A 23,001-nucleotide genomic window follows, 5' to 3' on the forward strand; every position below is an offset into this window, starting at 1 on the left:
ATAAAGGAGGAGGGGCGCAGCCCCGGGGGACATTCGCGGAGGGGAGTACCCGGTGGCCTTTGCACAAGCCCTGAACACGACCCCGAATGCGCCCACAGACAAAAAATTCAAACAGCCTGTTTATGCCGCGCGATACACACATCGAGCGTCTCGTCACCGCTCCGCTGCGACCAGTCGAGGTTCGAAAAGATCTCGACTTCGCTGAACCCCGCAAAGCCCGCCTCTTCGACCCAGCCGCGGATCTTCTTGAGTTCCACGACGCCGTCACCCATCATTCCGCGGTCAGACAGCAAGTCGCGTGTCGGCGTCAGCCAGTCGCAGACGTGGTACGCCAGCAAGCGCTCGCGGCCGGCGCGGGCGATCTGCTGCTGCAGCTTCGGGTCCCACCATACGTGATAGATGTCCAGCGCCACGCCGAGCATGCCGCTCTTGTCTGCATCGAGCTCGTCGCAAATGTCGAGCGCATGTTCGAGCGTGTTGATGCAGGCGCGGTCGGCCGCTTGCATGGGGTGCAAGGGCTCGATGGCAAGCGGCATGCCGACTTCGCGGGCGTAATCCAGCGAGGCGGCGATGCCGTCGCGCACTTCGTTGCGTGCGCGGGTGATGTCCTTGTAGGCCGCCTTGCCGTCGAGAGCACCGGGTAGTGCGCCGACCACTAGCACGAGACAGGGCGCTTCGAGCGTCTTTGCCTCGTCGATGGCGCGGCGGTTGTCGTCGAGCGCGGCCTTCAGACCCGGCGCATCGGGCGCGGGGAAGAAGCCGCCGCGGCAGTAGCCCGAGAGGCCAATGCCATGAGCCTTCAGCTGCTTCGCGATCTTGTCGAGCCCGACGGCAGCGACCTGGTCGCGCCAGGGGCTGATCGCGCGGATGCCGCGTTTGGCGCACTGGTCGATGATGCGGTCCAGCGGCACCTCGATGCCCGACTGCTTGCGGATGGTCGCGGTGTTGATCGACAGCCAGTCGTGGTTCTGCGAGAAATCGCGCATGAGCTCGCTCAGCCTTCCACGCCGTGCAGTGCGAGCAGCGTCTTCATGCGCCGCACGGCCAGCTCCGGCTGCTCCAGCAGGTTGGCCGCATCGGCGAGGCGGAATAGCTCGGCAAAATGCTGCAGCGAGCGCGTGCTCTGCTGGCCGCCGACCATGGTGAAGTGCTTCTGGTGGCCGTTGAGCCAGGCCATGAACACCACGCCGGTCTTGTAGAAGCGCGTGGGCGCCGCAAAGATGTGGCGCGACAGCGGCACCGTGGGGCCGAGAATCGCGTGGAACTTCTCGGTGTTGCCTTGGGCCAGTGCGCCCAGCGCCGCACTCGCGGCGGGCGCGATGGCGTCGAAGATGCCCAGCAGTGCGTCGCTCTTGCCGTGCGTCGGCTCGCTGCCGAAGCCGTCACCGGCAATCAGCTCGGCGTAGTTGAAGTCGTCGCCGGTGTACATGCGAACACCTGCCGGCAGGCGGCGGCGCATCGCAATTTCCTTGTCCTTGTCGAGCAGCGAAATCTTGATGCCGTCCACCTTGTGCGGATGCGCAGCAATCACGGCGAGCGCCGTGTCCATGGCCGCATCGGTGTCCTTGTTGCCCCAGTAGCCCGCCAGCGCAGGGTCGAACATGTCTCCCAGCCAATGCAGCACCACCGGTTGCTTTGCCTGGCTCAGGATGCGGTCGTACACGCGCTCGTAGTCGGCCGGGCTCTTGGCCACGCGGGCGAGGGCGCGGCTGGCCATTACGATCAGCTTGCCACCAAGCGCCTCGATGGCTGCCATCTGGTCTTCGTAGCCGCGGATCACGTCGTCGACGCTCTTCACGTCGTCGATGTTCAGGTGGTCGGTGCCGCAGCCGGAGGCCACCAGCGCGCCGGGCACGTCCTTCGCCGCATCGAGCGAACGGCGGATCAGCTCGAGCGAGGTCGGCCAGTCCAGGCCCATGCCGCGCTGCGCAGTGTCCATGGCTTCGGCCACGCCCAGGCCCAGAGAGAACAGGTGGCGGCGGTAGGCGATGGTGGTGTCCCAGTCGACTGCAGCCTGCAGCCACGGGTCTACCGCGGCCAGCGGATCGGCCACCACGTGCGCGGCCGAATAGGCGATGCGGTTGAACTTGACGTCCGCTTCGGGCTTGACCGGCGCGGTGCCACGCAGGGCGTACGGCGCGAGCGAGCCGCTCGCGGTGGGGAGGGTCAGCGAAAGTGCCATGCTGCCTGCCTCAGACCTTCAGCGCGGGCACGTCGATCCAGCGGCGTTCCTTCCACGACTCGAGCGCGGCCTCGACCAGCTGCACGCCCTTGGCGCCTTCGGGCAGCGTCCACTTGTAGGGCTCGTTCTCGACCACGTGGCGGATGAAGTGCTCCCACTGGATCTTGAAGCCGTTGTCGTACACCTGCGAATCCGGAATCTCCTGCCACTGGTCGAAGAAATTCATCATCTGCTTCTCGTCGGGGTTCCACACCGGGCGCGGCGTGGCCACGCGCGACTGGGCGCGGCAGCTCGAGAGGCCCGCAACGGCCGAGCCGTCGGTACCGTCGACGTGGAAGGTCACGAGGTCGTCGCGGCGCACGCGCGTGACCCAGCTCATGTTGATCTGCGCGATGACCGGCTCGCCGTTGTGGCCGGTGAGTTCGCAGGTGGCATAGGCCGCGTCGTCGGCGGTGGCTTCATAGGGCTTGCCGGCTTCGTCCCAGCGCTTGGGAATGTGCGTGGCACCCAGGCAAGACACAGACTTGACCTCGCCGAACAGGTTGTCCAGCACATAGCGCCAGTGGCACATCATGTCCAGGATCATGCCGCCGCCGTCTTCCTTGCGGTAGTTCCAGCTCGGGCGCTGAATGGGTTGCAGGTCGCCTTCGAACACCCAGTAGCCGAACTCCAGGCGCACGCTGAGCATGCGGCCGAAGAAGCCCGCGCGGCGCAGCATGTCGAGCTTGCGCAGGCCTGGCAGAAAGAGCTTGTCCTGCACCGCGCCGTGCTTCAGGCCCGAGCCTTCGGCCAGGCGCGCGATTTCGACGGCTTCGTTCAGGTTGGTGGCAATCGGCTTCTCGCAATACACGTGCTTGCCGGCGCGGATGGCCTTGGCCAGCAGCGTGGGGCGCATCTGCGTGGTGCCGGCGTCGAAGAAGATGGTGTCTTCCTTGTTGGCCAGCGCCGCGTCCAGGTCGGTGCCCCAGCGCGCGATGTTGTGCGTCTTGGCAAGCGCTTCCATCTTCTCGGCGTTGCGGCCGATGAGGATCGGGTCGGGCATGACCTTGTCGCCATTGGACAGCGTGACGCCGCCTTGCGCGCGGATCGCGCAGATCGAGCGGATCAGATGCTGGTTCATGCCCATGCGTCCAGTGACGCCGTGCATGATGATTCCGAGTCGTTGTGTAGCCATGTCTTCAGCCGAAAAAGAGTTGGAGAGAAAGAGATAGAAGAAGAGGGCGGATTACTGCGCGGGCGTCAGGCCGGCAGCCTTGACCAACGCCGCGTTGGTCTTGATTTCGTCCTTGATGTAGGCGTCGAACTGCTCGGGCTTGAGCGTCCATGCATCGGCGCCCAGCTTCAGGAAGCGTTCCTTGACTTCTGGCGAAGCAAGCGCCTTCGCCACTTCGTCGTGCAGCCGGTTGACGATGTCGCGCGGCGTCTTGGCCGGCGCCATCATGCCGATCCAGAAGTTGAACTCGGAGCCCGGCACACCGGCTTCAGCCGTGGTCGGCACATCGGGCAGGGCGGCCGCGCGCTTGGGCGAGCCGACCGCCAGCGCCAGCAGCTGGCCATCCTTGATCTGGCCGATGACCGGCGCGATGGGCGAGAAGTAGTAGTCGACCCGGCCCGACAGCACTTCGGTCACGGCCTCTGCCGAGCCCTTGAACGGAATGTTGGTGGCGTCGATCTTTGCGGCCATCTTGAACTTCTCGGCGTTGAGGTGGGTGGCGCTGCCCTGGCCTGCCGATGCGAAGTTGATGGTGCCCGGCTTGGCCTTGGCCGCGGCGACCAGCTCCTGCAGCGTCTTGATGTTCTTCGCAGGCGAGATCACCAGTGCATTGGGCAGCGACGAGATGGGCGTGACGGCGGCAAAGTCGTTCACCGTGTCGAACGGGAGCTTTGCGAAGGTGGAGGGGCTCACCGTGTGCGACGACGAGTGAATCATGATCGTGTAGCCGTCCGGCGCGGCCGTGGCCACGGCCTGCTGGCCGATGGTGCCGCTGGCGCCGCCCCGGTTGTCCACCACCAGCGTCTGGCCCATGCTCTGGCCCATCTTGTCGGCAATGGCCCGCGCAATGATGTCCGTGGTGCTGCCGGCCGCGAACGGCACGACGACGCGAATCGGCTTGTTGGGATACCCGTTCTGCGCCGATGCCAAACCGGGCATCAAGGCGGCGAGGCAGGTGAGCGTGGCGAGTGCAGTGGTGCGTGCAAGTTGCTTCATGGTTGTCTCCGTGCGGTCGGGCCGCCTTGTCTTGATCGATTAATTCACCAATAAGTGAATTAGATAATTCTAGGAAGGCTGGCGCCGCGGCGCAACCGCCGCTGATTGGTAAATACCCGAAGATGGAGAAAGGGCGCCCGAAAGGCTCAGTGCAGCACGTAGCCCAGCACGAGGTCGGTCATGTGCGAGAGGCGCTGCGCCATGGCCTTGGGCGCGCGCAGGTCACGGCCGAAGACGGCTGAGAGCGTGTGGTTGTTCGACAGGTAGAAGTAGCAGAGCGAGGCGATCGAGATGTAGAGCTGCACCGGGTCGACGCCGGCGCGGAACAGCTTGTCGCGCTTGCCGCGCTCGAGCACCGTGTCGAGCAGCTGCACCAGTGGCGAGTTCATCTCCTGGATGCGCTCGGAGCGCTTGAGGTGCGCGGCGCAGTGAAGGTTCTCGCTGTTCAGCAGCGTGATGAACTCGGGGTGCTCCAGATAGTAGTGCCAGGTGAAGGAAACCAGTTGGCGGATGGCCTCGACCGGATCGATCTCGTCCAGGTGCAGCTGCTGCTCGGCCTCGCGGATGTCTGCGTAGGTGCGCTCGAGCACCGCCAGGAACAGGTCGTCCTTGCTGCCGAAGTAGTAGTAGATGAGGCGCTTGTTCAGCCCCGCGCGCGCGGCGATGCTGTCCATGCGCGCGCCGGCCAGGCCCCGCTGCGCAAACTCGTCGCGTGCCGACGCAAGAATGGCCAGTTGCGAGCGATCGGCATCGCGGGAGCGCGGCTCGATGGCTTCGGGTGGGGAATCTTTCGCGGCTTTCATCGCACGAATTTAACCATTTGGTGAATTAACGCAAAGCGTTGGGAGCGGGCGCACATAATTCCGAAGACATTTGCAGCTGAGGTTCGACTTCTCATGAGTACATCACAACCCGCCGGCCACCTGATCGTCGAATGCCTGATCGAGCAGGGCATGGAGATCGCGTTCGGCGTTCCGGGCGAAAGCTTTCTTGCCGTGCTCGACGGCTTTCATGCCTACCGTGAACGCGCCCGTTTCATCGTCAACCGCCAGGAGGGCGGCGCCGCATTCATGGCCGAAGCGCATGGCAAGCTCACGGGGCGGCCGGGCGTGTGCTTCGTCACCCGCGGGCCGGGTGCCACCAACGCATCGATCGGCGTGCACAACGCTTTCCAGGATTCCACGCCGATGGTGCTGTTCGTCGGCGACGTCGGCAGCGACTTCCGCGACCGCGAAGCTTTCCAGGAAGTGGACTACGGCAGCTTCTTCGGACCGAGCACCAAGGGCTTTGCCAAGCGCGTGGAGCGCATCGACGACGCGAGCCGCATCCCCGAATACGTGGCGCGCGCGTTTTCAACCGCGATGAACGGACGGCCCGGACCGGTGGTGCTGGTGCTGCCCGAAGACATGCTGCGCACGCAGACCGCGTCGCGCCCGCTGCCGCGCGTGGACGCCGTTCAGCCCTGGAGCGACCCCGGCTCGCTGCGCACCTTGCGTGAGCTGCTGCTCCAGTCGCAACGGCCGCTGGTGATTGCGGGCGGCGGCGGCTGGACTACGCAGGCCGCGCAGGCGCTGCAGCGCTTTGCCGAGAACTGGCGGCTGCCAGTTGCCAATGCCTTCCGCTTTCAGGACACTTTCGACAACCACCACCCGCTCTACGCGGGCGACGTCGGCATTGCGATCAATCCCAAGCTCGCGCAGCGCGTGAAAGACAGCGACCTGATCATCGCCATCGGCCCGCGGCTCGGCGAAATGACGACTGGCGGCTACACCCTGCTCGAAGCGCCGAAGGCCAGGCAGAAGCTGGTGCACATCCACGCGAGCGCGGAAGAACTCAACCGTGTCTACCAAGCCGACCTGGCCATCAACGCCGGGATGAGCGCCGCGGCGCGCAGCCTCGAGGTGCTAAGTGCGCCCAATACCTTGCCGTGGGAGGAGTGGGCGGCGCAGGCGCATGCGGACTATGAAGCGAACCTGGAGCCGCAGGCGCTCGCGGGCATGCCGGCTGAAACGCCCCGCGGCCCGGTCGACATGGCAGAGGTGGTCGCGCTGCTGCAGAAGCACCTGCCGCCGGATGCGGCCATTACCAACGGGGCCGGCAACTTTGCGAGCTGGGTGCACCGCTATTTCCGTTATCACGGGCTTGCCAAGGGCAGCAAGACGCAGCTGGCGCCCACCAGCGGTGCCATGGGCTATGGCGTGCCGGCGGGCATTGCGGCCAACCTTGCGACCGGCCGGGTGGCCTTCACGATTGCGGGCGACGGCGATTTTCTGATGACCGGGCAAGAGCTCGCGACGGCTTCGCAGCATGGCGGCAAGAGCATCATCGTGCTGCTGAACAACGGCATGTTCGGCACCATCCGCATGCACCAGGAGCGCGAATATCCGGAGCGCACGAGCGGCACTGCCCTCCGCAACCCCGACTTCTGCGGCCTGGCGCGGGCCTATGGATATGCCGCCGAACGCGTGACGGAAACCGCACAGTTCGAAGCGGCGCTGCTGCGCGCACTGGCGGCAGATACGGGCACGCTGATCGAGATTCCGCTCGACCCGGAGGTGATCACGACACGCGGCACGCTGGCGTCGATCACGCGTGCGGCGCAGGCGCGGGGCTGAACTAGCAACGCGAACCGATCTCCGTTCGCGGCCAAAAAAAAGCCGGCATGTGCCGGCTTTTTGATTCGGGAGCGCGATGGACGCGCAGTACCCGAGCGCTTACTTGACGTGCTTGCCGATCAGCGCGGCCAGTTCGAACATCGACACTTGCGGCTTGCCGAAGATTTCCTTCAGCTTGGCGTCGGCGTTGATGTTGCGCTTGTTGGCCTTGTCTTGAAGGTTGTTCTTCTTGATGTAGTCCCACAGCTTGCTCACGACTGCGGTGCGCGGCAGAGGCGTCGAACCGACCACAGCGGCGAGTGCCGGGCTGGGGGTCAGGGCCTTCATGAACGCGGCGTTGGGCGTGCGCTTCTTGGCGGGAGCGGCCTTCTTTGCAGGAGCCTTCTTCGCCGGTGCAGCCTTCTTCGCAGGAGCAGCCTTCTTGGCGGGGGCTGCCTTCTTGGCCGGTGCGGCCTTCTTCGCAGGAGCCGCAGCCTTCTTGGCGGGAGCGGCCTTCTTTGCCGGAGCTTTCTTGGCCGGAGCCTTCTTTGCAGTTGCCATGGTTGATTTCCTTTTTTGGTTGAACAGTCACCAATGAAAAACTTGCGTCTCCAGTGGCATTGCGGATGCTAAAGGAGAAAAAACGCGTTTCCAAGGGAAAAAGAGCTTTTTTCATTGGGAGTTGTTGTTTTTTCAGAGGGGAGAACCCGAGGTTTTCACCTCCGGCGTTCAGGCCAGGTCGCCAGCACCACGCCAACGAGTGCAAGTGCGAATGCAAAGAGCTGTGCTGCGGAGAGGCTTTCGCCGAGCACCAGCACGCCGACAAGGGCCGCACTCACGGGCAGCATCACCGCGAAAACACCGGCTTGCGCAGCGGGCACATGGCGCAGGCCCGTCATCCAGAGCCACACCGTCCAGATGCTGGCTGCGAGTGCGTAGACCACGAGCAAGGCCCAGGTGCCGAAGCGCACGGCGGAGAAGTCGAACTGCAGTGCGAACCAGATGCCGAAGGGCATCGACAGCACGAAGCCCCAAAGGTTGATGAGCGACGAGATCCGCTTGGGTCCCAGGTGGCCGGTGAGCGACTTGCCGATTACCGCGTAGGCCGTCTCGCAAAGCACCGCGCAGAACACGAGCAGGTTGCCGAGCCAGGGCATCGATGAGGGCGCCACGCCGTCTGTAGTTGCCGGTGCATGCGCCGGCGTGAGGGCCAGCAAGCCAATGCCGAGTGCGGCGCAACCGATGGCAAGGCCGATGCGCACCGTGATGCGTTCGCGCAGGAAGAGCCAGCTTGCCACCGCCACGGCCGCGGGAATGGACGCCATGATCACGCCCGCGGACACCGTGCTGGTGAGGCTCACGCCGAACAGCATGAAGATCGAGAACAGGAAATTGCCGAGGAACGACTCCAGGAAAACGAGGCCGCGCGTGCGCGCACTCATGGGAGGTTCGTCCGGCGCGCGCCGAAGCCAATGCGGCATGGCCAGCGCGGCGATGCCGAAGCGCAGCCATGCGAGCAGCAGCACCGGAAAGGCCGCCACCAGCGGTTTGGAAAGGGCGACGTAGCCGCCGACGAGCGACATGCTCAAGGCCAGGCAGCCATAGGCCACAAGACGGCTGGAGGCGGGAGCGGCGGTGTTCAATAGACTGCAATGCTTGTTGGAACGATGGATTCAATGATGCCGCAATCGCTGAAGTTCGATGGTGCACCGGCCGTGCGCACACCAGGACATGTCTTCGTCTACGGCACGCTGCGACGCGGCGGGCGCAACGACATCGCGCGCTTTCGGCCTGAACCGATCCATGTGGCCGACGCTGCAATCGCAGGCACCTTGTACGACTTGGGTGCCTATCCCGGCCTGGTGCTGAACGGAAAAGGACGCGTGCTGGGCGAGATCTACCGCATCGAACCCGAGGTGGAGGCGGCGCTCGACGTGCTCGAGGAAGTTGCAGACGACGACTCCGGCGAATACATCAAGCGACGTGTGACGGTGAATGCCGGAACGCGGCAGTTCGAATGCCTCGTCTACGAAATTCATCCGGCGCGAATCAGCGGGCGGGCTGTGATTGGCAGCGGGGACTGGATTGCGCACGCCGTCGCCAAATAAGCGCTTGCCGCCATCGTTTTTCATAGCTGAGGCGGCGATTGCACATTGCGAAATGGCTGGCTGCTGCATTGCAATATTTTTTCTCGATATGAGAAAAATAATTTTGCATGGAGAAATACTGCCGTAAGCAGTTGATTTTGTTGGTCTAAAAATATGTCTTCTATAAGACATAAGAGTGTTGCTTGCGCTTAAAGTAACTCCACGGCCGCAGCGCCCAACCTTCAATCAACCTCACGGAGTGACCATGCCCCAGACCCTCACCGAACAACTGAGCCGCGAACAGCAAATTGCCGCCCTCGAGAAAGACTGGGCCACCAATCCCCGCTGGAAGGGCATCAAGCGCGGCTACAGCGCGGCCGACGTCGTGCGCCTTCGCGGCTCGTTCCCCATCGAGCACACGCTGGCCCGCCGCGGTGCCGAGAAGCTCTGGGAACTGGTGAACAACGAACCCTACGTCAACTGCCTTGGTGCGCTCACGGGCGGCCAGGCCATGCAGCAGGTGAAGGCCGGCGTGAAGGCCATCTACCTGTCGGGCTGGCAGGTTGCGGCAGATGCCAACAGCTATTCGTCGATGTACCCCGACCAATCGCTGTATCCGGTGGATTCGGTGCCCAACGTGGTCGAGCGCATCAACAACACCTTCCGCCGCGCGGACGAAATCCAGTGGTCGAAGAACGTGAACCCGGGCGACAAGGGCTATGTCGATTATTTCGCCCCCATCGTTGCCGATGCCGAAGCAGGCTTTGGCGGCGTGCTGAACGGCTTCGAACTGATGAAGGCCATGATCAAGGCCGGCGCCGGCGGCGTGCACTTCGAAGACCAGCTCGCATCGGTCAAGAAGTGCGGCCACATGGGCGGCAAGGTGCTCGTGCCCACCACCGAGGCCGTGCAGAAGCTCATCGCTGCCCGCATGGCGGCTGACGTTTGCGGCACGCCGACGCTCGTGATCGCCCGCACCGATGCTGAGGCGGCCGACCTCATCACCAGCGACTACGACGAGAACGACAAGCCCTTCCTGACCGGCGAGCGCACTGCCGAAGGCTTCTACAAGACGAAGAAGGGCATGGACCAGGCCATCAGCCGCGCCGTTGCCTACGCGTACTACGCCGACCTGGTGTGGTGCGAAACCGGTACGCCCGACCTCGAGTTCGCCCGCAAGTTCGCCGAGGCCGTGCACAAGGTGCACCCCGGCAAGATGCTGGCCTACAACTGCTCGCCGTCGTTCAACTGGAAGAAGAACCTCGACGACGCGACCATTGCCAAGTTCCAGAAGGAGCTGGGCGCCATGGGCTACAAGTACCAGTTCATCACGCTGGCCGGCATCCACTCGATGTGGTTCAACATGTTCGACCTGGCGCAAGACTACGTGCAGCGCGGCATGTCGGCCTATGTCGAGAAGGTGCAAGAGCCCGAGTTCGCGGCACGCGACCGTGGCTACACCTTCGTGTCGCACCAGCAGGAAGTGGGCACGGGCTACTTCGACGAGGTGACCACGGTCATCCAGGGCGGCAAGTCCAGCGTCACGGCGCTGACCGGCTCGACCGAAGAAGAGCAGTTCCACTGATTCGGCTGTTCCTCGAATCGCCTGCGCAGGCGGTTCGCGGTCACCTCGGAGCCCGGCCTTGTGCCGGGCTTTTTCGTCCGGGCTTGCAAAGCCCGATGCCGGCGGCCTGAACCGGCAGCGGATAGAATCGCGGTCTCTGCACCCAACAAGAGCGAGAAAGGCACCCTGGTTATGACACCGCGAACTACTCCGCAAGGATTCAGCGGCTTTTTCTTCTTCGAAGGAAAAGGCCGGTAGACCGCGCACGCTGGTTTCTTCCAGCTCTCACACCAGGCAAAGCGCGGCAATCACCGCGCTTTTTTGTTTTTCCGTCCGAGGTTTTTCCATGATCCAGATCACGCTTCCCGACAACTCGCGCCGCGAGTTTCCCGGCCCGGTTTCGGTGGCCGAAGTTGCCCAGTCCATCGGACCGGGGCTCGCCAAGATGACAGTGGCCGGCAAGGTCGACGGCAAGCTGGTCGATGCCAGCGACGTCATCGACCGCGACGCCAAGCTGCAGATCATCACGCCCAAGGACGATGAGGGCCTGGAGATCATTCGCCACTCGACGGCCCACCTGGTCGGCCATGCGGTGAAGCAGCTGTATCCAACGGCCAAGATGGTCATCGGCCCGGTGATCGAAGAGGGCTTTTATTACGACATTTCGTACGAGCGCCCGTTCACGCCCGAAGACATGGCGGCCATCGAGGCGCGCATGCGCGAACTGATCGCGCAGGATTACGACGTGGTCAAGAAGATGACGCCGCGCGCCGAAGTCATCGAGGTCTTCAAGTCGCGCGGCGAAGACTACAAGCTGCGCCTGGTCGAAGACATGCCCGACGAGCAGGCCATGGGCCTGTACTACCACCAGGAATACGTCGACATGTGCCGCGGCCCGCACGTGCCGAACACGCGCTTCCTGAAGGTCTTCAAGCTCACGAAGCTGGCCGGCGCCTACTGGCGCGGCGACGCCAAGAACGAGCAGCTGCAGCGCATCTACGGCACGGCCTGGGCCGACAAGAAGCAGCTCGACCAGTACATCCAGCGCATCGAAGAGGCCGAGAAGCGCGACCACCGCAAGCTGGGTAAGGAACTCGACCTGTTCCACATCGACGAAGTGGCGCCGGGCGTGGTGTTCTGGCACCCCAAGGGCTGGGCCGTGTGGCAGGCGGTGGAGCAGTACATGCGCGGCATTTACCGCGACACGGGCTACTGGGAAGTGAAGGGCCCGCAGATTCTGGACAAGAGCCTGTGGGAGAAGACGGGCCACTGGCAGAACTACCGCGACAACATGTTCACGACGGAATCGGAAAAGCGCGAATACGCGCTCAAGCCGATGAACTGCCCTGGCCACGTGCTCATCTTCAAGAGCGACCTGCGCAGCTACCGCGACCTGCCGCTGCGTTACGGCGAGTTCGGCCAGTGCCACCGCAACGAACCCAGCGGCGCGCTGCACGGCATCATGCGCGTGCGCGGCTTCACGCAGGACGACGGCCACATCTTCTGCACGGAAGACCAGATCCTCGACGAGTGCATTGCGTACACGGAGCAACTGCAGAAGGTGTATGCCGACTTCGGCTTCACGGACATTCTCTACAAGGTGGCCACGCGGCCTGACAACCGCGTGGGCTCCGACGAGCTGTGGGACAAGGCCGAGCATGCGGTCATGGAGGCGCTGCGCCGTTCGGGCGTCGACTTCATCATCTCGCCCGGCGACGGCGCCTTTTACGGCCCGAAGATCGAATACACGCTGAAGGATGCGTTGGGCCGCCAGTGGCAGTGCGGCACGATGCAGGTCGACTTCAATACGGCCGAGCGCCTGGGCGGCGAATACGTGACGGAATCGAGTGGCCGCGCCCACCCCGTGATGCTGCACCGCGCCATCGTGGGCAGCCTGGAGCGCTTCATCGGCATGCTGATCGAACACCATGCCGGCGCGCTGCCTGCGTGGCTCGCTCCGGTGCAGGTGGCGGTGCTCAATATCAGCGAAGGGCAGGCCGATTACGCCGCTTCAGTGGCGAAAACGCTGCAGAATCAAGGGCTTAGGGTGCAGCTGGATCTGCACAACGAGAAGATTACGTATAAAATACGCAAGCATTCGTTGCAAAAGCTTCCCTATATCCTCGTCGTGGGCGACAAGGAGAAGGAAGCCGGTGCCGTCGCAGTGCGCGCCCGGGGCAATCAAGACCTCGGTGCAATGTCCCTCGAATCGTTCGTACTACGGCTCGTTCAGGATATTGCTGACAAGCGTTGATTTGTCCCGGAAGCACCCTCACATGTGTTTCCTGACCCATCATGCCGCTTGTTCGCGAGAACTGACCGGCGTCCGCTACAGATTTTGTAGCAACTTTTGAAGGATTCTGACCATCGCTACTGCATTTCGCGACCGCCGCCACCGCGAGGAACGCCAACACCGCCTGAACCGGGAAATCATGGCCCCGGAAGTCCGCCTTGTAGGCCCGGAAAACGAGCCATTGGGTGTTATGAGTCTCTCCGAGGCCTTGCGCCTCGCCGGTGAGGCTGACGTGGATCTGGTCGAGGTCGTTGCCGCGGCCAACCCGCCTGTCTGTCGTCTGATCGAGTACGGCAAGTTCAAGTACCACGAGCAGAAGAAGGCGGCCGAGGCAAAGTCGAAGCAGAAGGTCATCGAGGTCAAGGAAATCAAGTTCCGGCCCGGTACCGACGATGGTGACTACAACATCAAGATGCGCAACATCAAGCGCTTTCTTGAAGAGGGCGACAAATGCAAGATCACGCTGCGCTTTCGCGGCCGCGAGATCACGCACCAGGAGCTCGGTTTGGCCTTGCTGCAGCGCATTCGCGATGAACTCGGCGACCTGATCGTCGTCGAGCAGTTCCCGAAGCTCGAAGGCCGGCAGATGATCATGATGATCGCTCCGGGCCGCAAGAAGCCGGGCGGCGGTACCGCCAAGCCGGCGTCGTCGGAAACGTCGGCGCCCGCAGCAGCCTGAAAAGGCCGGCTGAGTGACAGAGAGATAGCAGGGTTTTAAAGAATTTCGCCTTTGAGGGCGCTTCGAAAGAAGTGCCGGCAGGGGCGAAATAAAGAAGTGTCTCGGGGCCAACAAGTCCGTGGAGTATCCGCGGCGCCTCACGAGCACAAACTAAAGGAGCATTCATATGCCCAAAATGAAGACCAAGAGCAGCGCGAAAAAACGTTTCCGCGTTCGTCCCGGTGGCACCGTCAAGCGCGGTCAAGCCTTCAAACGTCACATCTTGACCAAGAAGACCACCAAGAACAAGCGTCACCTCCGTGGTGCAGTGGCAGTGCATGAAACCAACATGGTTTCCGTCGCCGCCATGCTGCCAGGCCGTGGCATTTAACTCAGACGAACAAGGAGTACACACATGCCTCGCGTCAAACGTGGTGTAACGGCTCGCGCCCGCCACAAGAAAGTTCTCGCACTCGCCAAGGGTTTCCGTGGTCGCCGCGGTAATGTCTTCCGCATCGCCAAACAGGCGGTAATGAAGGCTGGGCAATATGCCTACCGTGACCGCCGCACCAAGAAGCGCGTTTTCCGTCAACTGTGGATCGCGCGTATCAACGCCGCCTCGCGTGAACTGGGCCTGACCTACAGCCAGTTTGCAAACGGCATCCGCAAGGCTGGAATCGAGATCGACCGCAAGATGCTTGCGGACATCGCAGTGCACGACAAGGCCGCTTTTGCCGGCATCGTGGAGCAGGTCAAGGCCAAGCTGGCTGCTTGATCCTGTACAGCAGGGCGGCTGTCTTCGTGGCAGCCTCCTGCGCCCACGACACAAGGGCTGGCGCTTGAAAAGGCTCCAGCTCTTTTTTTATTTCCCCGCCTATTTTTTGTTGCTATGAACGAGTTGGACTCCCTGGTAGCCACCGCAGGCACTGCCTTCGCCGAAGCGAAAACGCCCGCCGAGCTCGAGAACGCCAAGGCGCAGTTCCTCGGCAAGTCGGGCCGCATCACCGAGCTGATGAAGGGCATGGCCGCGCTGAGCGTCGACGAGAAGAAGTCGCGCGGCGCCGCAATCAACGTGGCCAAGCAGGCCATCGAGTCCGCACTGACCGAACGGCGCCAGCAACTGGCCGACGAAGAGCTTTCGCAGCAACTGCGCGCAGAAGCGCTTGATGTGAGCCTGCCCGGCCGCCGCCGCATTCCCGGCGGCTTGCATCCGGTGAGCCGCACCCTGGAGCGAATCGAGGAGATCTTCTCGAGCATGGGCTTCGACGTGGCCGATGGCCCGGAGATCGAGAGCGACTGGCACAGCTTCACCTCGCTCAACAACCCGCCGAACCATCCGGCGCGTTCGATGCAGGACACCTTCTATGTCGACCTGAACGGCGACGACGGCATTCCGTACAACCTGCGTCCGCACACCAGCCCGATGCAGGTGCGCTATGCGCATCAGCACATCAAGAAGTACGCCGCCGAGTTTGCGGCTGCAGCCGCAGACACCACCGGTGCCGTGAAGGCGCCCGAGATCCGCGTGATTGCGCCGGGCCGCACCTACCGTGTCGACAGCGATGCCACGCACTCGCCCATGTTCCACCAGTGCGAAGGCCTGTGGCTCGGCGAGAACGTGAGCTTCAAGGACCTGAAGGTCATCTTCACGGACTTCTGCCGTACTTTCTTCGAGAGCGACGACCTCGTGCTGCGCTTTCGTCCGAGCTTCTTTCCGTTTACCGAGCCCAGCGCCGAAATCGACATCCAGTTTGCGAGTGGCCCGCTGGCCGGCCGCTGGCTCGAAGTCGCGGGTTCGGGCCAGGTGCATCCGAACGTGGTGCGCAACATGGGGCTCGACCCCGAGCGCTACATCGGCTTTGCCTTTGGCATGGGGCCCGACCGGCTCACGATGCTGCGCTACGGCGTGAATGATTTGCGGCTGTTCTTCGACGGCGACTTGCGTTTTCTCTCGCAGTTCCAGTGACTTCCCCAGCTCAATACTAGAAAAACCGAATACGAGATCGAAGAGATGCAATTCCCGGAATCCTGGCTGCGCGAGTTCTGCAATCCGCCCCTCGGCAGCGCCGAATTGGCCGAAACGCTCACCATGGGCGGCTTCGAGGTCGAAGAGCGCCGCCCCGTCGCGCCGCCCTTCAGCCGCATCGTGGTCGGCGAAATCAAGGAAGCCGTGCAGCACCCCAATGCCGATCGCCTGCGCATCTGCCAAGTCGATGTAGGCCAGGTGGACGCCACGGGGCAGGGCGCCTTGCTCAACATCGTGTGCGGCGCGCCCAATGCACGCGTCGGCATCAAGGTGCCCTGCGCGCTGGTCGGCGCCGAACTGCCGCCCGGTGAAGACGGCAAGCCCTTTCTCATCAAGCTTGGCAAGCTGCGCGGTGTCGAAAGCCAGGGCATGCTGTGCTCGGCGCGCGAGCTGAAGCTCAGCGAAGACCACGGCGGCCTGCTCGAGCTCGCTGTCGACGCACCCATTGGCGCCGATGTGCGCGACGTGCTCAAGCTGGACGACGCGCTGCTCACCCTCAAGCTCACGCCCAACCTTGCCCACGGCCTGAGCGTCTACGGTGTTGCGCGCGAACTCGCAGCGCTCACCGGCGCGCCGCTCAAGACGCCCGCCATCCCGTCGGTGGCCGCATCGTTTGCCGACGTGCTGCCGGTGAAGGTGGAAGCGCCTGAACTCTGCGGCCGTTTTTCGGGCCGCATCGTGCGCGGCGTGAACACCAAGGTGGCCACGCCGGCATGGATGGTCGAGCGCCTTGCACGCTGCGGCCAGCGCAGCGTGACGCCGCTGGTCGACATCTCGAACTACGTCATGTTCGAGTACGGCCAGCCCAGCCACATCTTCGATCTCGACAAGATCCACGGCGGCCTCACGGTGCGCTGGGGCAAGGCGGGCGAACAGCTCAAGCTGCTGAACGGCAACACGATCAGCGTCGACGACAAGGTTGGCGTGATTGCCGATAACGAGGCCGTCGAGTCACTCGCCGGCATCATGGGCGGCGACGCGACCTCGGTGTCCGACGACACTCGCAACATCTACGTCGAAGCCGCCTTCTGGTGGCCCGAAGCCGTTCAGGGCCGCTCGCGCCGCTTCAATTTTTCGACCGACGCGGGGCACCGCTACGAGCGCGGCGTCGACCCGAGCCGCACGGTCGAGATCATCGAGCGCATCACGCAGCTCATCATCGAGATCTGCGGCGGCCAGGCCGGCGCCATGGACGACAAGATCCTGAACGTGCCCGAAGCCATGCCGGTCACACTGCGCGTGGCGCGCGCCTCGCGCGTCATCGGCATGCCGCTCTCGCAGGCGCAATGCGCCGACGCGCTGCGCCGCCTGGGGTTTGCGCTCAGCGAGGGTGAGGGCACATTGACCGTCACCCCGCCGCCGCACCGCTTCGACCTGCTGATCGAAGAAGACCTGATCGAAGAGGTTGCGCGCCTGATCGGGTTCAACAACCTGCCGACCACCGCACCATTGGCGCCCATTACGGCACGCGTGCGGCCCGAAGCCCGGCGCAGCCGCTTCGCGGTGCGCCGCAGCCTGGCGGCGCTCGGTTACCAGGAAACCATCAACTTCAGCTTTGTCGAGGCGCACTGGGAGCAAGACCTGGCAGGCAACGCCAATCCGGTGAAGCTGCTGAACCCCATCGCCAGCCAGATGAGCGTGATGCGCTCGTCCTTGATCGGCTCGCTGCTGCAGGTGCTCAAGTTCAACCTCGACCGAAAGGCGCCGCGCGTGCGCGTGTTCGAGCTGGGCCGCGTGTTCATGCGCGACGACAGCGTGGCCACCACCGACAGCACCGTGCGCGGCGTACACCAGCCGATGCGGGTGGCCGGCCTTGCCTGGGGCGATGCCGAAGAAGCACGCTGGGACGGCAAGCCGCACCGGGTCGACTTCTACGATGCCAAGGGCGACGTCGAGGCATTGCTCGCGCCGCTGGTGCCGAGCTTCGAGGCGGCCGAGCATCCCGCCTTGCACCCCGGCCGCTCGGCGCGCGTGCTGATCGACGGCAAGGCCATCGGTTTTGTCGGCGAACTGCATCCGCGCTGGCGCCAGAAGTGGGACTTTGCGCTGGCGCCGGTGGTTTTCGAGCTCGACCTCGATGCCGTTGCCGCGCGACCCGTGCCTGTGGCAAAGCCTGTGCCCAAGCACCAGGCCGTCGAGCGCGACATCGCCGTGGTGGTGGCCGAGGCCGTCACGCACAATGCGCTCATGCAGACCATTCATTCGGCTGCAGCAGCCCAGGGGCTGCTGCGGGACGCTACGCTGTTCGACATCTATCGCCCGCAACCCGCGCGCGACGGTGCGGTGGCGGCATCGGCGGGCGGACTGGCGCAAGGGGAGAAGAGCATGGCGGTGCGCCTGAGCTTCCAGGACGACAGCGCCACGCTGACGGACGAGCAGGTGGAGCCGGCCGTGCGCGCCATCGTCGAACAATTGAGCGCCAAGCTCGGCGCACGCCTGAGGGGTTGATGAGAATGAACGCTGCGGAATTCACGCTCGAAGCCCTCGAAACGCCCGCACTCACGAAGGCGCACCTGGCCGACCTGCTGTTCGAGCAGATCGGCCTGAACAAGCGCGAATCCAAGGACATGGTCGAGGCGTTTTTCGACCTCATCGCCAACAGCCTGATCGAAGGCACGGACGTGAAGATCTCCGGCTTCGGCAACTTCCAGATCCGTGTGAAGGCACCTCGGCCGGGCCGCAACCCGCGCACCGGCGAAGCCATTCCGATCGGCGAGCGCCGCGTGGCCACCTTCCACGCAAGCGCCAAGCTGAAGGAACAGATTCACGGAAGCATCGAGCAGAGCGGCACTTCCGAAGTCGAGTGGAGCCTGGGCGCCGAATAGTGCTTGGTGCTGCGCGGGTGCGTAGAGTAATCTCTAAGGTTTCCCGCGCACGGTCTTGATTTCAATGGAGAAAACGCTCCCGCCCATTCCCGTCAAACGCTACTTCACCATCGGTGAGGTCGGCGAACTCTGCGGCGTCAAGCCGCATGTGCTGCGCTACTGGGAGCAGGAGTTCACGCAACTGCGCCCCATGAAGCGGCGCGGCAACCGGCGGTACTACCAGCACCATGAGGTGCTCATGATCCGCCGCATCCGCGATCTGCTCTACGACCAGGGCTTCACCATCAGCGGTGCGCGCAACAAGCTGCAAGAACTGGTGCAGGGCGAGCGCGATCGCCGCAAGGCAGGCGTGGTGCCGCTCGAGGGCATGGAGGCCGTCGAAATCGATCAGGAAGAGTTCGATGCGGCTGTTCACGAGGACGATCCCGAATCCGAAAGTGCCGCTCGCACGATCGATCCGTCGCAATTGCTGCACCTGCGGCGCGAACTCTTTGAAATTCGTGAGCTGCTGACCGTCGGACGGTGATTTCAGCCGGCTATAATCGAGAGCTTCGGTGTGTGGCGCAGCCTGGTAGCGCACTTGCATGGGGTGCAAGGGGTCGAAGGTTCGAATCCTTTCACACCGACCAGAATTGCCTTGTCTAACAAGGACTTAGAAGGGCCTGGTTCCAACGAACCAGGCCCTTTTTCTATTCTGGAATCAGTTCTGATACCACTTGCTACGCGCTTGGGTGATTTGGGATGAGAAGGGGCTGCTGACATTGAGCCGAACCCTGCTGTTGGGCAACCGCAACGAGGTAAACCGCAGTCGATGACGGCCCTATGCAGATCCAAAAACTTGCTTGTCGATGGGGCTATGTCAGGATTAGGTTCTCGACGCACTTCTTTCGGGAGGTTTGATGAAGACGAGACACATTGCAGCGGTTGTCCTACTGGCTTGGGCGGCGAGTTGTAGCGCCCAAGCTGCGCTGCTTCGTTTTGATTGTGCCGGAATGACAAAAATCACCATCGACGAAGGTTCTAAAACTGTCGTGTTCACCGACGCCGGGAACAACTTCACTGCTTCGTACGCAGAAGAGCGAATCGGATATCTGTGGGACTGGCCACCGAAGTACAGGGCGCATCTGAGCAAACACACAGGGACGCTAATGTTCTGGGACCCGGCAGATTTGCCACCAGGGAATTTGGTTCCAATCTCTACGTCTACCAGTTATCCGTGTTCGTCTCTTCGGTGAGGTGGCGTTGAAGTCAAGCGTGGCTTGGGTTAAGGCGTGCGAAGGCCAAAAAAAGCCCGCGTAAAGCGGGCTTGGCGGGACGCGGGAGGCGACTTCTTTAGGTGCCCACCTTAGCGGCGGGCTTTGGACCTGGTTTGTAGTTGCGGCCGGACCGCTTCGATAAAGGCGGGGTTAACGCACTAATTTCCGTCTAAGACTGACCCACGTAAAACTCTACCCTGCTCATTTTTAAGGCAGAGAATCCTAGGAGTGATAGACGTGGCGACATTGAGTGTCGTGCCATCGGACGCTGGACCTTGCGCGAGCAGGTGTCCATCCGCGAGATTGCCGGGCGTACAGGTCTGTCTCGCAACACCGTGAAGAAGTGCCTGCAGCGAGCGAAGAAGCGCCAGACTACGCCAAGCGGGCGAGCGCGAGCAAGCTCGGCCCACGCAAGCTCGCGACCACGCGATTGACGCAACCAAATCGCGGAAACAGCGGCGCAATCTGCGATAGATCCACCATGCAAGTGCAATCACACGCGCATTTCGCTCCATTGCGCACAACAACTTCGTGCAGCTACACGTCGCTGCAATTCGATGTAATTAATGTTTCTACAGGCGAGAGAAGGTGTTCAAGCCAGGCAGCAAAATGCGCAGCACACAAGCTTGCGAAATGTTAAATTCGTAAAAAAAGGCCAACCTGCAGCGAACCTTCATGCGTTCGCACGCGGGAATTGGGAGATGGCCTCCGCACGGAGCGGTCCTGCGGCATTGCCGTGTTCAAACGGTAGTCCGAAGCGCTCCAGGTCACCCACCTTGCTCTCGGACTCACGGCCATATGACATCTTCATTTGTCCTTCCAGCCGCGCGCGTGCCGTCTGCCCGCCCGCGATCCCTCATCTCCTGTCTCCTTGCCCTGTTGCTGGGCGTCATTGCGCTGCTGTCCGGTTGCGGCGGCGGCTCGGGGGGAGGCATAGGCTTTGTTGGCACCATTCCCGCGGGCCCGCAGCCGCCTGCCGGCTTGAGCTATGCGATGACTTCCGCAGTCTATGAAGTCGGCCAGCCGGTCGTGCCGAACCGGCCCAGCGCAAGCGGTGGCACGGTCGAACGCTATTCGGTTGCGCCGCCGTTGCCTGCCGGCCTGGTCCTCGACACCGCCACGGGCGTCATCAGTGGAACGCCCACCGCGGTCTCACCGGCCGCCGTGTATGTGGTTACCGCCGAGAACGCCGGCGGCAACACAACGGCCCGCGTGGAGATCGAAGTGCGGAGCACGCCGGCTGCGCCTGCCGGGCTGATCTACCGCGTCGTAGCTGCGGTCTATACCGTGGGCGAGACCATTGCTCCGAACGCACCCAGCAGCAGCGGCGGTCCGATCACCGGCTACACCGTCGCGCCGGCGCTCCCCGCCGGATTGCTATTCGATGGGCAATCGGGCGTCATCAGCGGAACACCCACCGCGCCGGCCGCCGAGGCCGACTACATCGTCACCGGCAGCAACGCGGCCGGTTCGGCCGCGGTCACGCTGCGGCTCGCCGTCAACCCGGCACTGGTGGCGCCCGCCAGCGTGAGCTATGCCACGCCCGATGCGCTGTATGTGACGAGCGAACCCATCGTTCCCAACACGCCGCAAGTCACCGGCGGCGTGGCCTCCGCATTCTCGGTTTCGCCGGCGCTGCCGGCCGGGCTGAGCCTGAACACGCTGACCGGCGCGATCACCGGCACGCCGACCGCACTGCAGCGGCAAGCCACGTACACCGTTACCGCCAGCAACAGCGTGGGCTCGGCGCAAACGCAGATCCGGATCATCGTCACCGGACGCGGAAACTGGACAACATTGAATGCGGTTCCGCTCGCCCGGCACTATTTCGCAATGGTGCGGCTGCCGAGCGGCAAGGTGCTGGTCATCGGCGGCTTCGCGAGCAGCAGCGTCACCAACTCAGTGGTCATCTACGACCCTGCAACCGAAAGCTGGTCGCCGGTTGCACCGATGTTGTCCGCGCGCTCCGATCCGTCGGCAACGGTGCTGCCGGATGGCCGGGTGCTGGTCGCCGGAGGCGATACGAATGGCATTGCGACCCTTGCGAGCGCCGAAATCTACGATCCGGTGGCAAACACCTGGACCGCGACTGCCAGCATGGCCGAGGCCCGCACCCGGCAAACCGCCACGCTGCTCCCGAGCGGCAAAGTCCTCGTCATCGGCGGCTATGACAGAAGCGGCAGCCTCACCTTCTCGCAGATGGCCGAAATGTACGACCCCGCAACCGGCACCTGGGCCGCCATGGCCACTCAGCTGGCTGGGCCGCGTGGCCAGCACGCTGCGCAGCTGCTGCCTGGCGGCAACGCCGTGCTGCTGATCGGCGGGGTCAGCAGAACCGGGTTCGTGAACACTGCCGAACTGTTTCCCGTCAACGACAGCGGCGGTACCACGGTGCTGCCCGGAACCGTTCCGAGTGGCAACGTCTACACCTCCGTGCTGCTCGACGACGGCAGCGTGCTCGCCATGACGGACGGCAGCAATACCGCCTTGCGCTTTCATCCCGCCACGTCGAGCTGGACCACGAGCACCTTCAGCACGACGCGCTCGCTGCCCACCATGACCACCCTCGCAGACGGGCGCGTCTTGCTCGCCGGGGGCACCGGCGGCGGCGGTGTTCGACTGACGACGGCCGAGATCTACAACCCCGATGCGAATGTGTGGACCACGGCCGCCCCCATGTCCACCGGACGCAGCGCAGCCTCGGCCGTCTTGCTGAACGACGGCAGCGTGCTGGAAGTGGGCGGGTTCAACAGCGACAGCCTCGACTCCTCCGAACGCTACACCCCATGATGGCCGTCGCGCTTGCCCTGGCGAGCGCCGTACATGTGGGAAAAGACGCGCCCTCAGCCCACTTCTGCCGGCCGCGGGCGCCGCGTCAGGCTCGCGGCAGTCTCTTGAAGAACCAGCTGCCGATCCGGGTCATCGCTCGCATACGGGCTCGAAAGCAGCTGAGCCATCAGTTGATCGAAGTGATGCCTGACCCTTTCCGGGGCAGGGTGTGCCATGTACATCGCGCGCAGCATCGAAACGATCGCGTTGATCCGCGCGTCAAATACTTCGGATTCGCCGATGCGCGCTGCGGCGTCGGAAGCGATCCATTGATCTTCTGGGTTCATGTTGATGCCGCCGTTCGCGGCCCTGATGCGTGTGAACCGGCGCTGGTCTGTTGTCACTTTTGGCGCAGATCGGGCAACCAGTGATCAGTAAAAGTAGAACAAAGGAACTACATTTTAGCTCAACTGAGGCAGGGACTTCAGCCTGTTGCAAATACCACCAAAGCTATAAATTTGTCGTCACTTGATACAAA

Annotated in this window: 20 protein-coding genes, 1 tRNA gene and 1 pseudogene; 14 read left to right on the plus strand and 8 right to left on the minus strand. The window is 63.3% G+C overall.

Annotation, left to right across the window (positions count from 1 at the left end; genetic code table 11):
- Positions 1-107: 107 nt before the first annotated feature.
- From V9L21_RS16280 to V9L21_RS16300, 5 genes are all read right to left on the minus strand, one after another.
- A complete protein-coding gene (locus V9L21_RS16280) occupies positions 108-986 on the minus strand; it encodes a sugar phosphate isomerase/epimerase family protein (RefSeq protein WP_337313553.1) in 879 nt (292 codons plus the stop codon).
- An 8-nt stretch (positions 987-994) separates the two neighbouring features.
- Positions 995-2,182, minus strand: a complete 1,188-nt coding sequence (locus V9L21_RS16285; RefSeq protein ID WP_337313554.1) for a dihydrodipicolinate synthase family protein — start codon at positions 2,180-2,182, stop codon at positions 995-997.
- Positions 2,183-2,192: 10 nt separating this feature from the next.
- Complete coding sequence (locus V9L21_RS16290; protein WP_126748895.1) at positions 2,193-3,356, minus strand: Gfo/Idh/MocA family protein; 1,164 nt, start codon at positions 3,354-3,356, stop codon at positions 2,193-2,195.
- A gap of 51 nt (positions 3,357-3,407) precedes the next feature.
- Positions 3,408-4,391 carry a tripartite tricarboxylate transporter substrate binding protein gene (locus V9L21_RS16295; protein ID WP_337313557.1) on the minus strand — a complete coding sequence of 328 codons (984 nt, stop codon included), beginning with the start codon at positions 4,389-4,391 and terminating at the stop codon, positions 3,408-3,410.
- A gap of 146 nt (positions 4,392-4,537) precedes the next feature.
- A complete protein-coding gene (locus tag V9L21_RS16300; protein WP_126748897.1) occupies positions 4,538-5,194 on the minus strand; it encodes a TetR/AcrR family transcriptional regulator in 657 nt (218 codons plus the stop codon).
- 93 nt (positions 5,195-5,287) lie between these two features.
- On the opposite strand from V9L21_RS16300, the gene V9L21_RS16305 reads away from it, so the two are divergent.
- Positions 5,288-7,006 (plus strand): thiamine pyrophosphate-binding protein, encoded by a 1,719-nt coding sequence (locus tag V9L21_RS16305; RefSeq protein ID WP_337313560.1) that lies wholly within the window; start codon positions 5,288-5,290, stop codon positions 7,004-7,006.
- A gap of 99 nt (positions 7,007-7,105) precedes the next feature.
- Here V9L21_RS16305 and V9L21_RS16310 read toward each other — a convergent pair whose 3' ends face one another.
- Both V9L21_RS16310 and V9L21_RS16315 read right to left on the minus strand, forming a co-directional pair.
- Positions 7,106-7,546: an SWIB/MDM2 domain-containing protein gene (locus tag V9L21_RS16310; protein ID WP_019653319.1), complete on the minus strand. Its 441-nt coding sequence runs from the start codon at positions 7,544-7,546 to the stop codon at positions 7,106-7,108.
- 155 nt (positions 7,547-7,701) lie between these two features.
- Positions 7,702-8,628, minus strand: a complete 927-nt coding sequence (locus V9L21_RS16315) for a DMT family transporter (RefSeq protein WP_337313562.1) — start codon at positions 8,626-8,628, stop codon at positions 7,702-7,704.
- A gap of 36 nt (positions 8,629-8,664) precedes the next feature.
- Here V9L21_RS16315 and V9L21_RS16320 point away from each other — a divergent pair, with 36 nt between their 5' ends.
- From V9L21_RS16320 to V9L21_RS16380, 13 genes and pseudogenes are all read left to right on the plus strand, one after another.
- Positions 8,665-9,093: a gamma-glutamylcyclotransferase family protein gene (locus V9L21_RS16320; protein ID WP_337313564.1), complete on the plus strand. Its 429-nt coding sequence runs from the start codon at positions 8,665-8,667 to the stop codon at positions 9,091-9,093.
- 244 nt (positions 9,094-9,337) lie between these two features.
- Entirely contained in the window at positions 9,338-10,657 is a 1,320-nt protein-coding gene (aceA, locus tag V9L21_RS16325; protein WP_337295184.1) for an isocitrate lyase, read from the plus strand.
- A gap of 325 nt (positions 10,658-10,982) precedes the next feature.
- Positions 10,983-12,890, plus strand: a complete 1,908-nt coding sequence (gene thrS / locus V9L21_RS16330; RefSeq protein WP_126748902.1) for a threonine--tRNA ligase — start codon at positions 10,983-10,985, stop codon at positions 12,888-12,890.
- Between the two features lie 103 nt (positions 12,891-12,993).
- Positions 12,994-13,608, plus strand: a complete 615-nt coding sequence (gene infC / locus V9L21_RS16335) for a translation initiation factor IF-3 (RefSeq protein WP_157616638.1) — start codon at positions 12,994-12,996, stop codon at positions 13,606-13,608.
- Between the two features lie 166 nt (positions 13,609-13,774).
- Entirely contained in the window at positions 13,775-13,978 is a 204-nt protein-coding gene (gene rpmI / locus V9L21_RS16340) for a 50S ribosomal protein L35 (protein ID WP_007832497.1), read from the plus strand.
- 24 nt (positions 13,979-14,002) lie between these two features.
- Positions 14,003-14,362, plus strand: coding sequence for a 50S ribosomal protein L20 (gene rplT / locus V9L21_RS16345; protein WP_012747009.1), 360 nt, complete (start codon positions 14,003-14,005; stop codon positions 14,360-14,362).
- Positions 14,363-14,476: 114 nt separating this feature from the next.
- Positions 14,477-15,553 carry a phenylalanine--tRNA ligase subunit alpha gene (pheS, locus tag V9L21_RS16350; RefSeq protein WP_337313566.1) on the plus strand — a complete coding sequence of 359 codons (1,077 nt, stop codon included), beginning with the start codon at positions 14,477-14,479 and terminating at the stop codon, positions 15,551-15,553.
- A 45-nt stretch (positions 15,554-15,598) separates the two neighbouring features.
- Positions 15,599-18,061 carry a phenylalanine--tRNA ligase subunit beta gene (pheT, locus tag V9L21_RS16355; protein ID WP_337313568.1) on the plus strand — a complete coding sequence of 821 codons (2,463 nt, stop codon included), beginning with the start codon at positions 15,599-15,601 and terminating at the stop codon, positions 18,059-18,061.
- Between the two features lie 5 nt (positions 18,062-18,066).
- On the plus strand, positions 18,067-18,438 hold the full coding sequence (locus V9L21_RS16360; RefSeq protein WP_012747012.1) for an integration host factor subunit alpha: 372 nt from the start codon (positions 18,067-18,069) through the stop codon (positions 18,436-18,438).
- A 64-nt stretch (positions 18,439-18,502) separates the two neighbouring features.
- On the plus strand, positions 18,503-18,964 hold the full coding sequence (locus V9L21_RS16365; RefSeq protein ID WP_337313570.1) for a MerR family transcriptional regulator: 462 nt from the start codon (positions 18,503-18,505) through the stop codon (positions 18,962-18,964).
- Positions 18,965-18,990: 26 nt separating this feature from the next.
- A tRNA-Pro gene (locus V9L21_RS16370) sits at positions 18,991-19,067 on the plus strand.
- An 855-nt stretch (positions 19,068-19,922) separates the two neighbouring features.
- A pseudogene (locus tag V9L21_RS16375) lies at positions 19,923-20,165 on the plus strand (IS21 family transposase); the annotation flags it as partial.
- Positions 20,166-20,687: 522 nt separating this feature from the next.
- Positions 20,688-22,484, plus strand: a complete 1,797-nt coding sequence (locus V9L21_RS16380; protein ID WP_337313572.1) for a kelch repeat-containing protein — start codon at positions 20,688-20,690, stop codon at positions 22,482-22,484.
- Between the two features lie 53 nt (positions 22,485-22,537).
- On the opposite strand, the gene V9L21_RS16385 is transcribed toward V9L21_RS16380, so the two are convergent.
- Complete coding sequence (locus V9L21_RS16385) at positions 22,538-22,867, minus strand: hypothetical protein (RefSeq protein WP_337313574.1); 330 nt, start codon at positions 22,865-22,867, stop codon at positions 22,538-22,540.
- Between the last annotated feature and the right edge of the window lie 134 nt (positions 22,868-23,001).

The organism is Variovorax sp. CCNWLW235 (assembly GCF_037204085.1).
GTDB lineage: Bacteria > Pseudomonadota > Gammaproteobacteria > Burkholderiales > Burkholderiaceae_C > Variovorax.

What these genes read in the sequence shown, in the direction of transcription:
- V9L21_RS16280 (WP_337313553.1), bottom strand. Translation starts at nt 986, where the DNA reads ATGCGCGATTTCTCGCAGAACCACGACTGGCTGTCGATCAACACCGCG.
- V9L21_RS16285 (WP_337313554.1), bottom strand. Translation starts at nt 2,182, where the DNA reads ATGGCACTTTCGCTGACCCTCCCCACCGCGAGCGGCTCGCTCGCGCCG.
- V9L21_RS16290 (WP_126748895.1), bottom strand. Translation starts at nt 3,356, where the DNA reads ATGGCTACACAACGACTCGGAATCATCATGCACGGCGTCACTGGACGC.
- V9L21_RS16295 (WP_337313557.1), bottom strand. Translation starts at nt 4,391, where the DNA reads ATGAAGCAACTTGCACGCACCACTGCACTCGCCACGCTCACCTGCCTC.
- V9L21_RS16300 (WP_126748897.1), bottom strand. Translation starts at nt 5,194, where the DNA reads ATGAAAGCCGCGAAAGATTCCCCACCCGAAGCCATCGAGCCGCGCTCC.
- V9L21_RS16305 (WP_337313560.1), top strand. Translation starts at nt 5,288, where the DNA reads ATGAGTACATCACAACCCGCCGGCCACCTGATCGTCGAATGCCTGATC.
- V9L21_RS16310 (WP_019653319.1), bottom strand. Translation starts at nt 7,546, where the DNA reads ATGGCAACTGCAAAGAAGGCTCCGGCCAAGAAAGCTCCGGCAAAGAAG.
- V9L21_RS16320 (WP_337313564.1), top strand. Translation starts at nt 8,665, where the DNA reads ATGCCGCAATCGCTGAAGTTCGATGGTGCACCGGCCGTGCGCACACCA.
- aceA (WP_337295184.1), top strand. Translation starts at nt 9,338, where the DNA reads ATGCCCCAGACCCTCACCGAACAACTGAGCCGCGAACAGCAAATTGCC.
- thrS (WP_126748902.1), top strand. Translation starts at nt 10,983, where the DNA reads ATGATCCAGATCACGCTTCCCGACAACTCGCGCCGCGAGTTTCCCGGC.
- rpmI (WP_007832497.1), top strand. Translation starts at nt 13,775, where the DNA reads ATGCCCAAAATGAAGACCAAGAGCAGCGCGAAAAAACGTTTCCGCGTT.
- rplT (WP_012747009.1), top strand. Translation starts at nt 14,003, where the DNA reads ATGCCTCGCGTCAAACGTGGTGTAACGGCTCGCGCCCGCCACAAGAAA.
- pheS (WP_337313566.1), top strand. Translation starts at nt 14,477, where the DNA reads ATGAACGAGTTGGACTCCCTGGTAGCCACCGCAGGCACTGCCTTCGCC.
- pheT (WP_337313568.1), top strand. Translation starts at nt 15,599, where the DNA reads ATGCAATTCCCGGAATCCTGGCTGCGCGAGTTCTGCAATCCGCCCCTC.
- V9L21_RS16360 (WP_012747012.1), top strand. Translation starts at nt 18,067, where the DNA reads ATGAACGCTGCGGAATTCACGCTCGAAGCCCTCGAAACGCCCGCACTC.
- V9L21_RS16365 (WP_337313570.1), top strand. Translation starts at nt 18,503, where the DNA reads ATGGAGAAAACGCTCCCGCCCATTCCCGTCAAACGCTACTTCACCATC.
- V9L21_RS16380 (WP_337313572.1), top strand. Translation starts at nt 20,688, where the DNA reads ATGACTTCCGCAGTCTATGAAGTCGGCCAGCCGGTCGTGCCGAACCGG.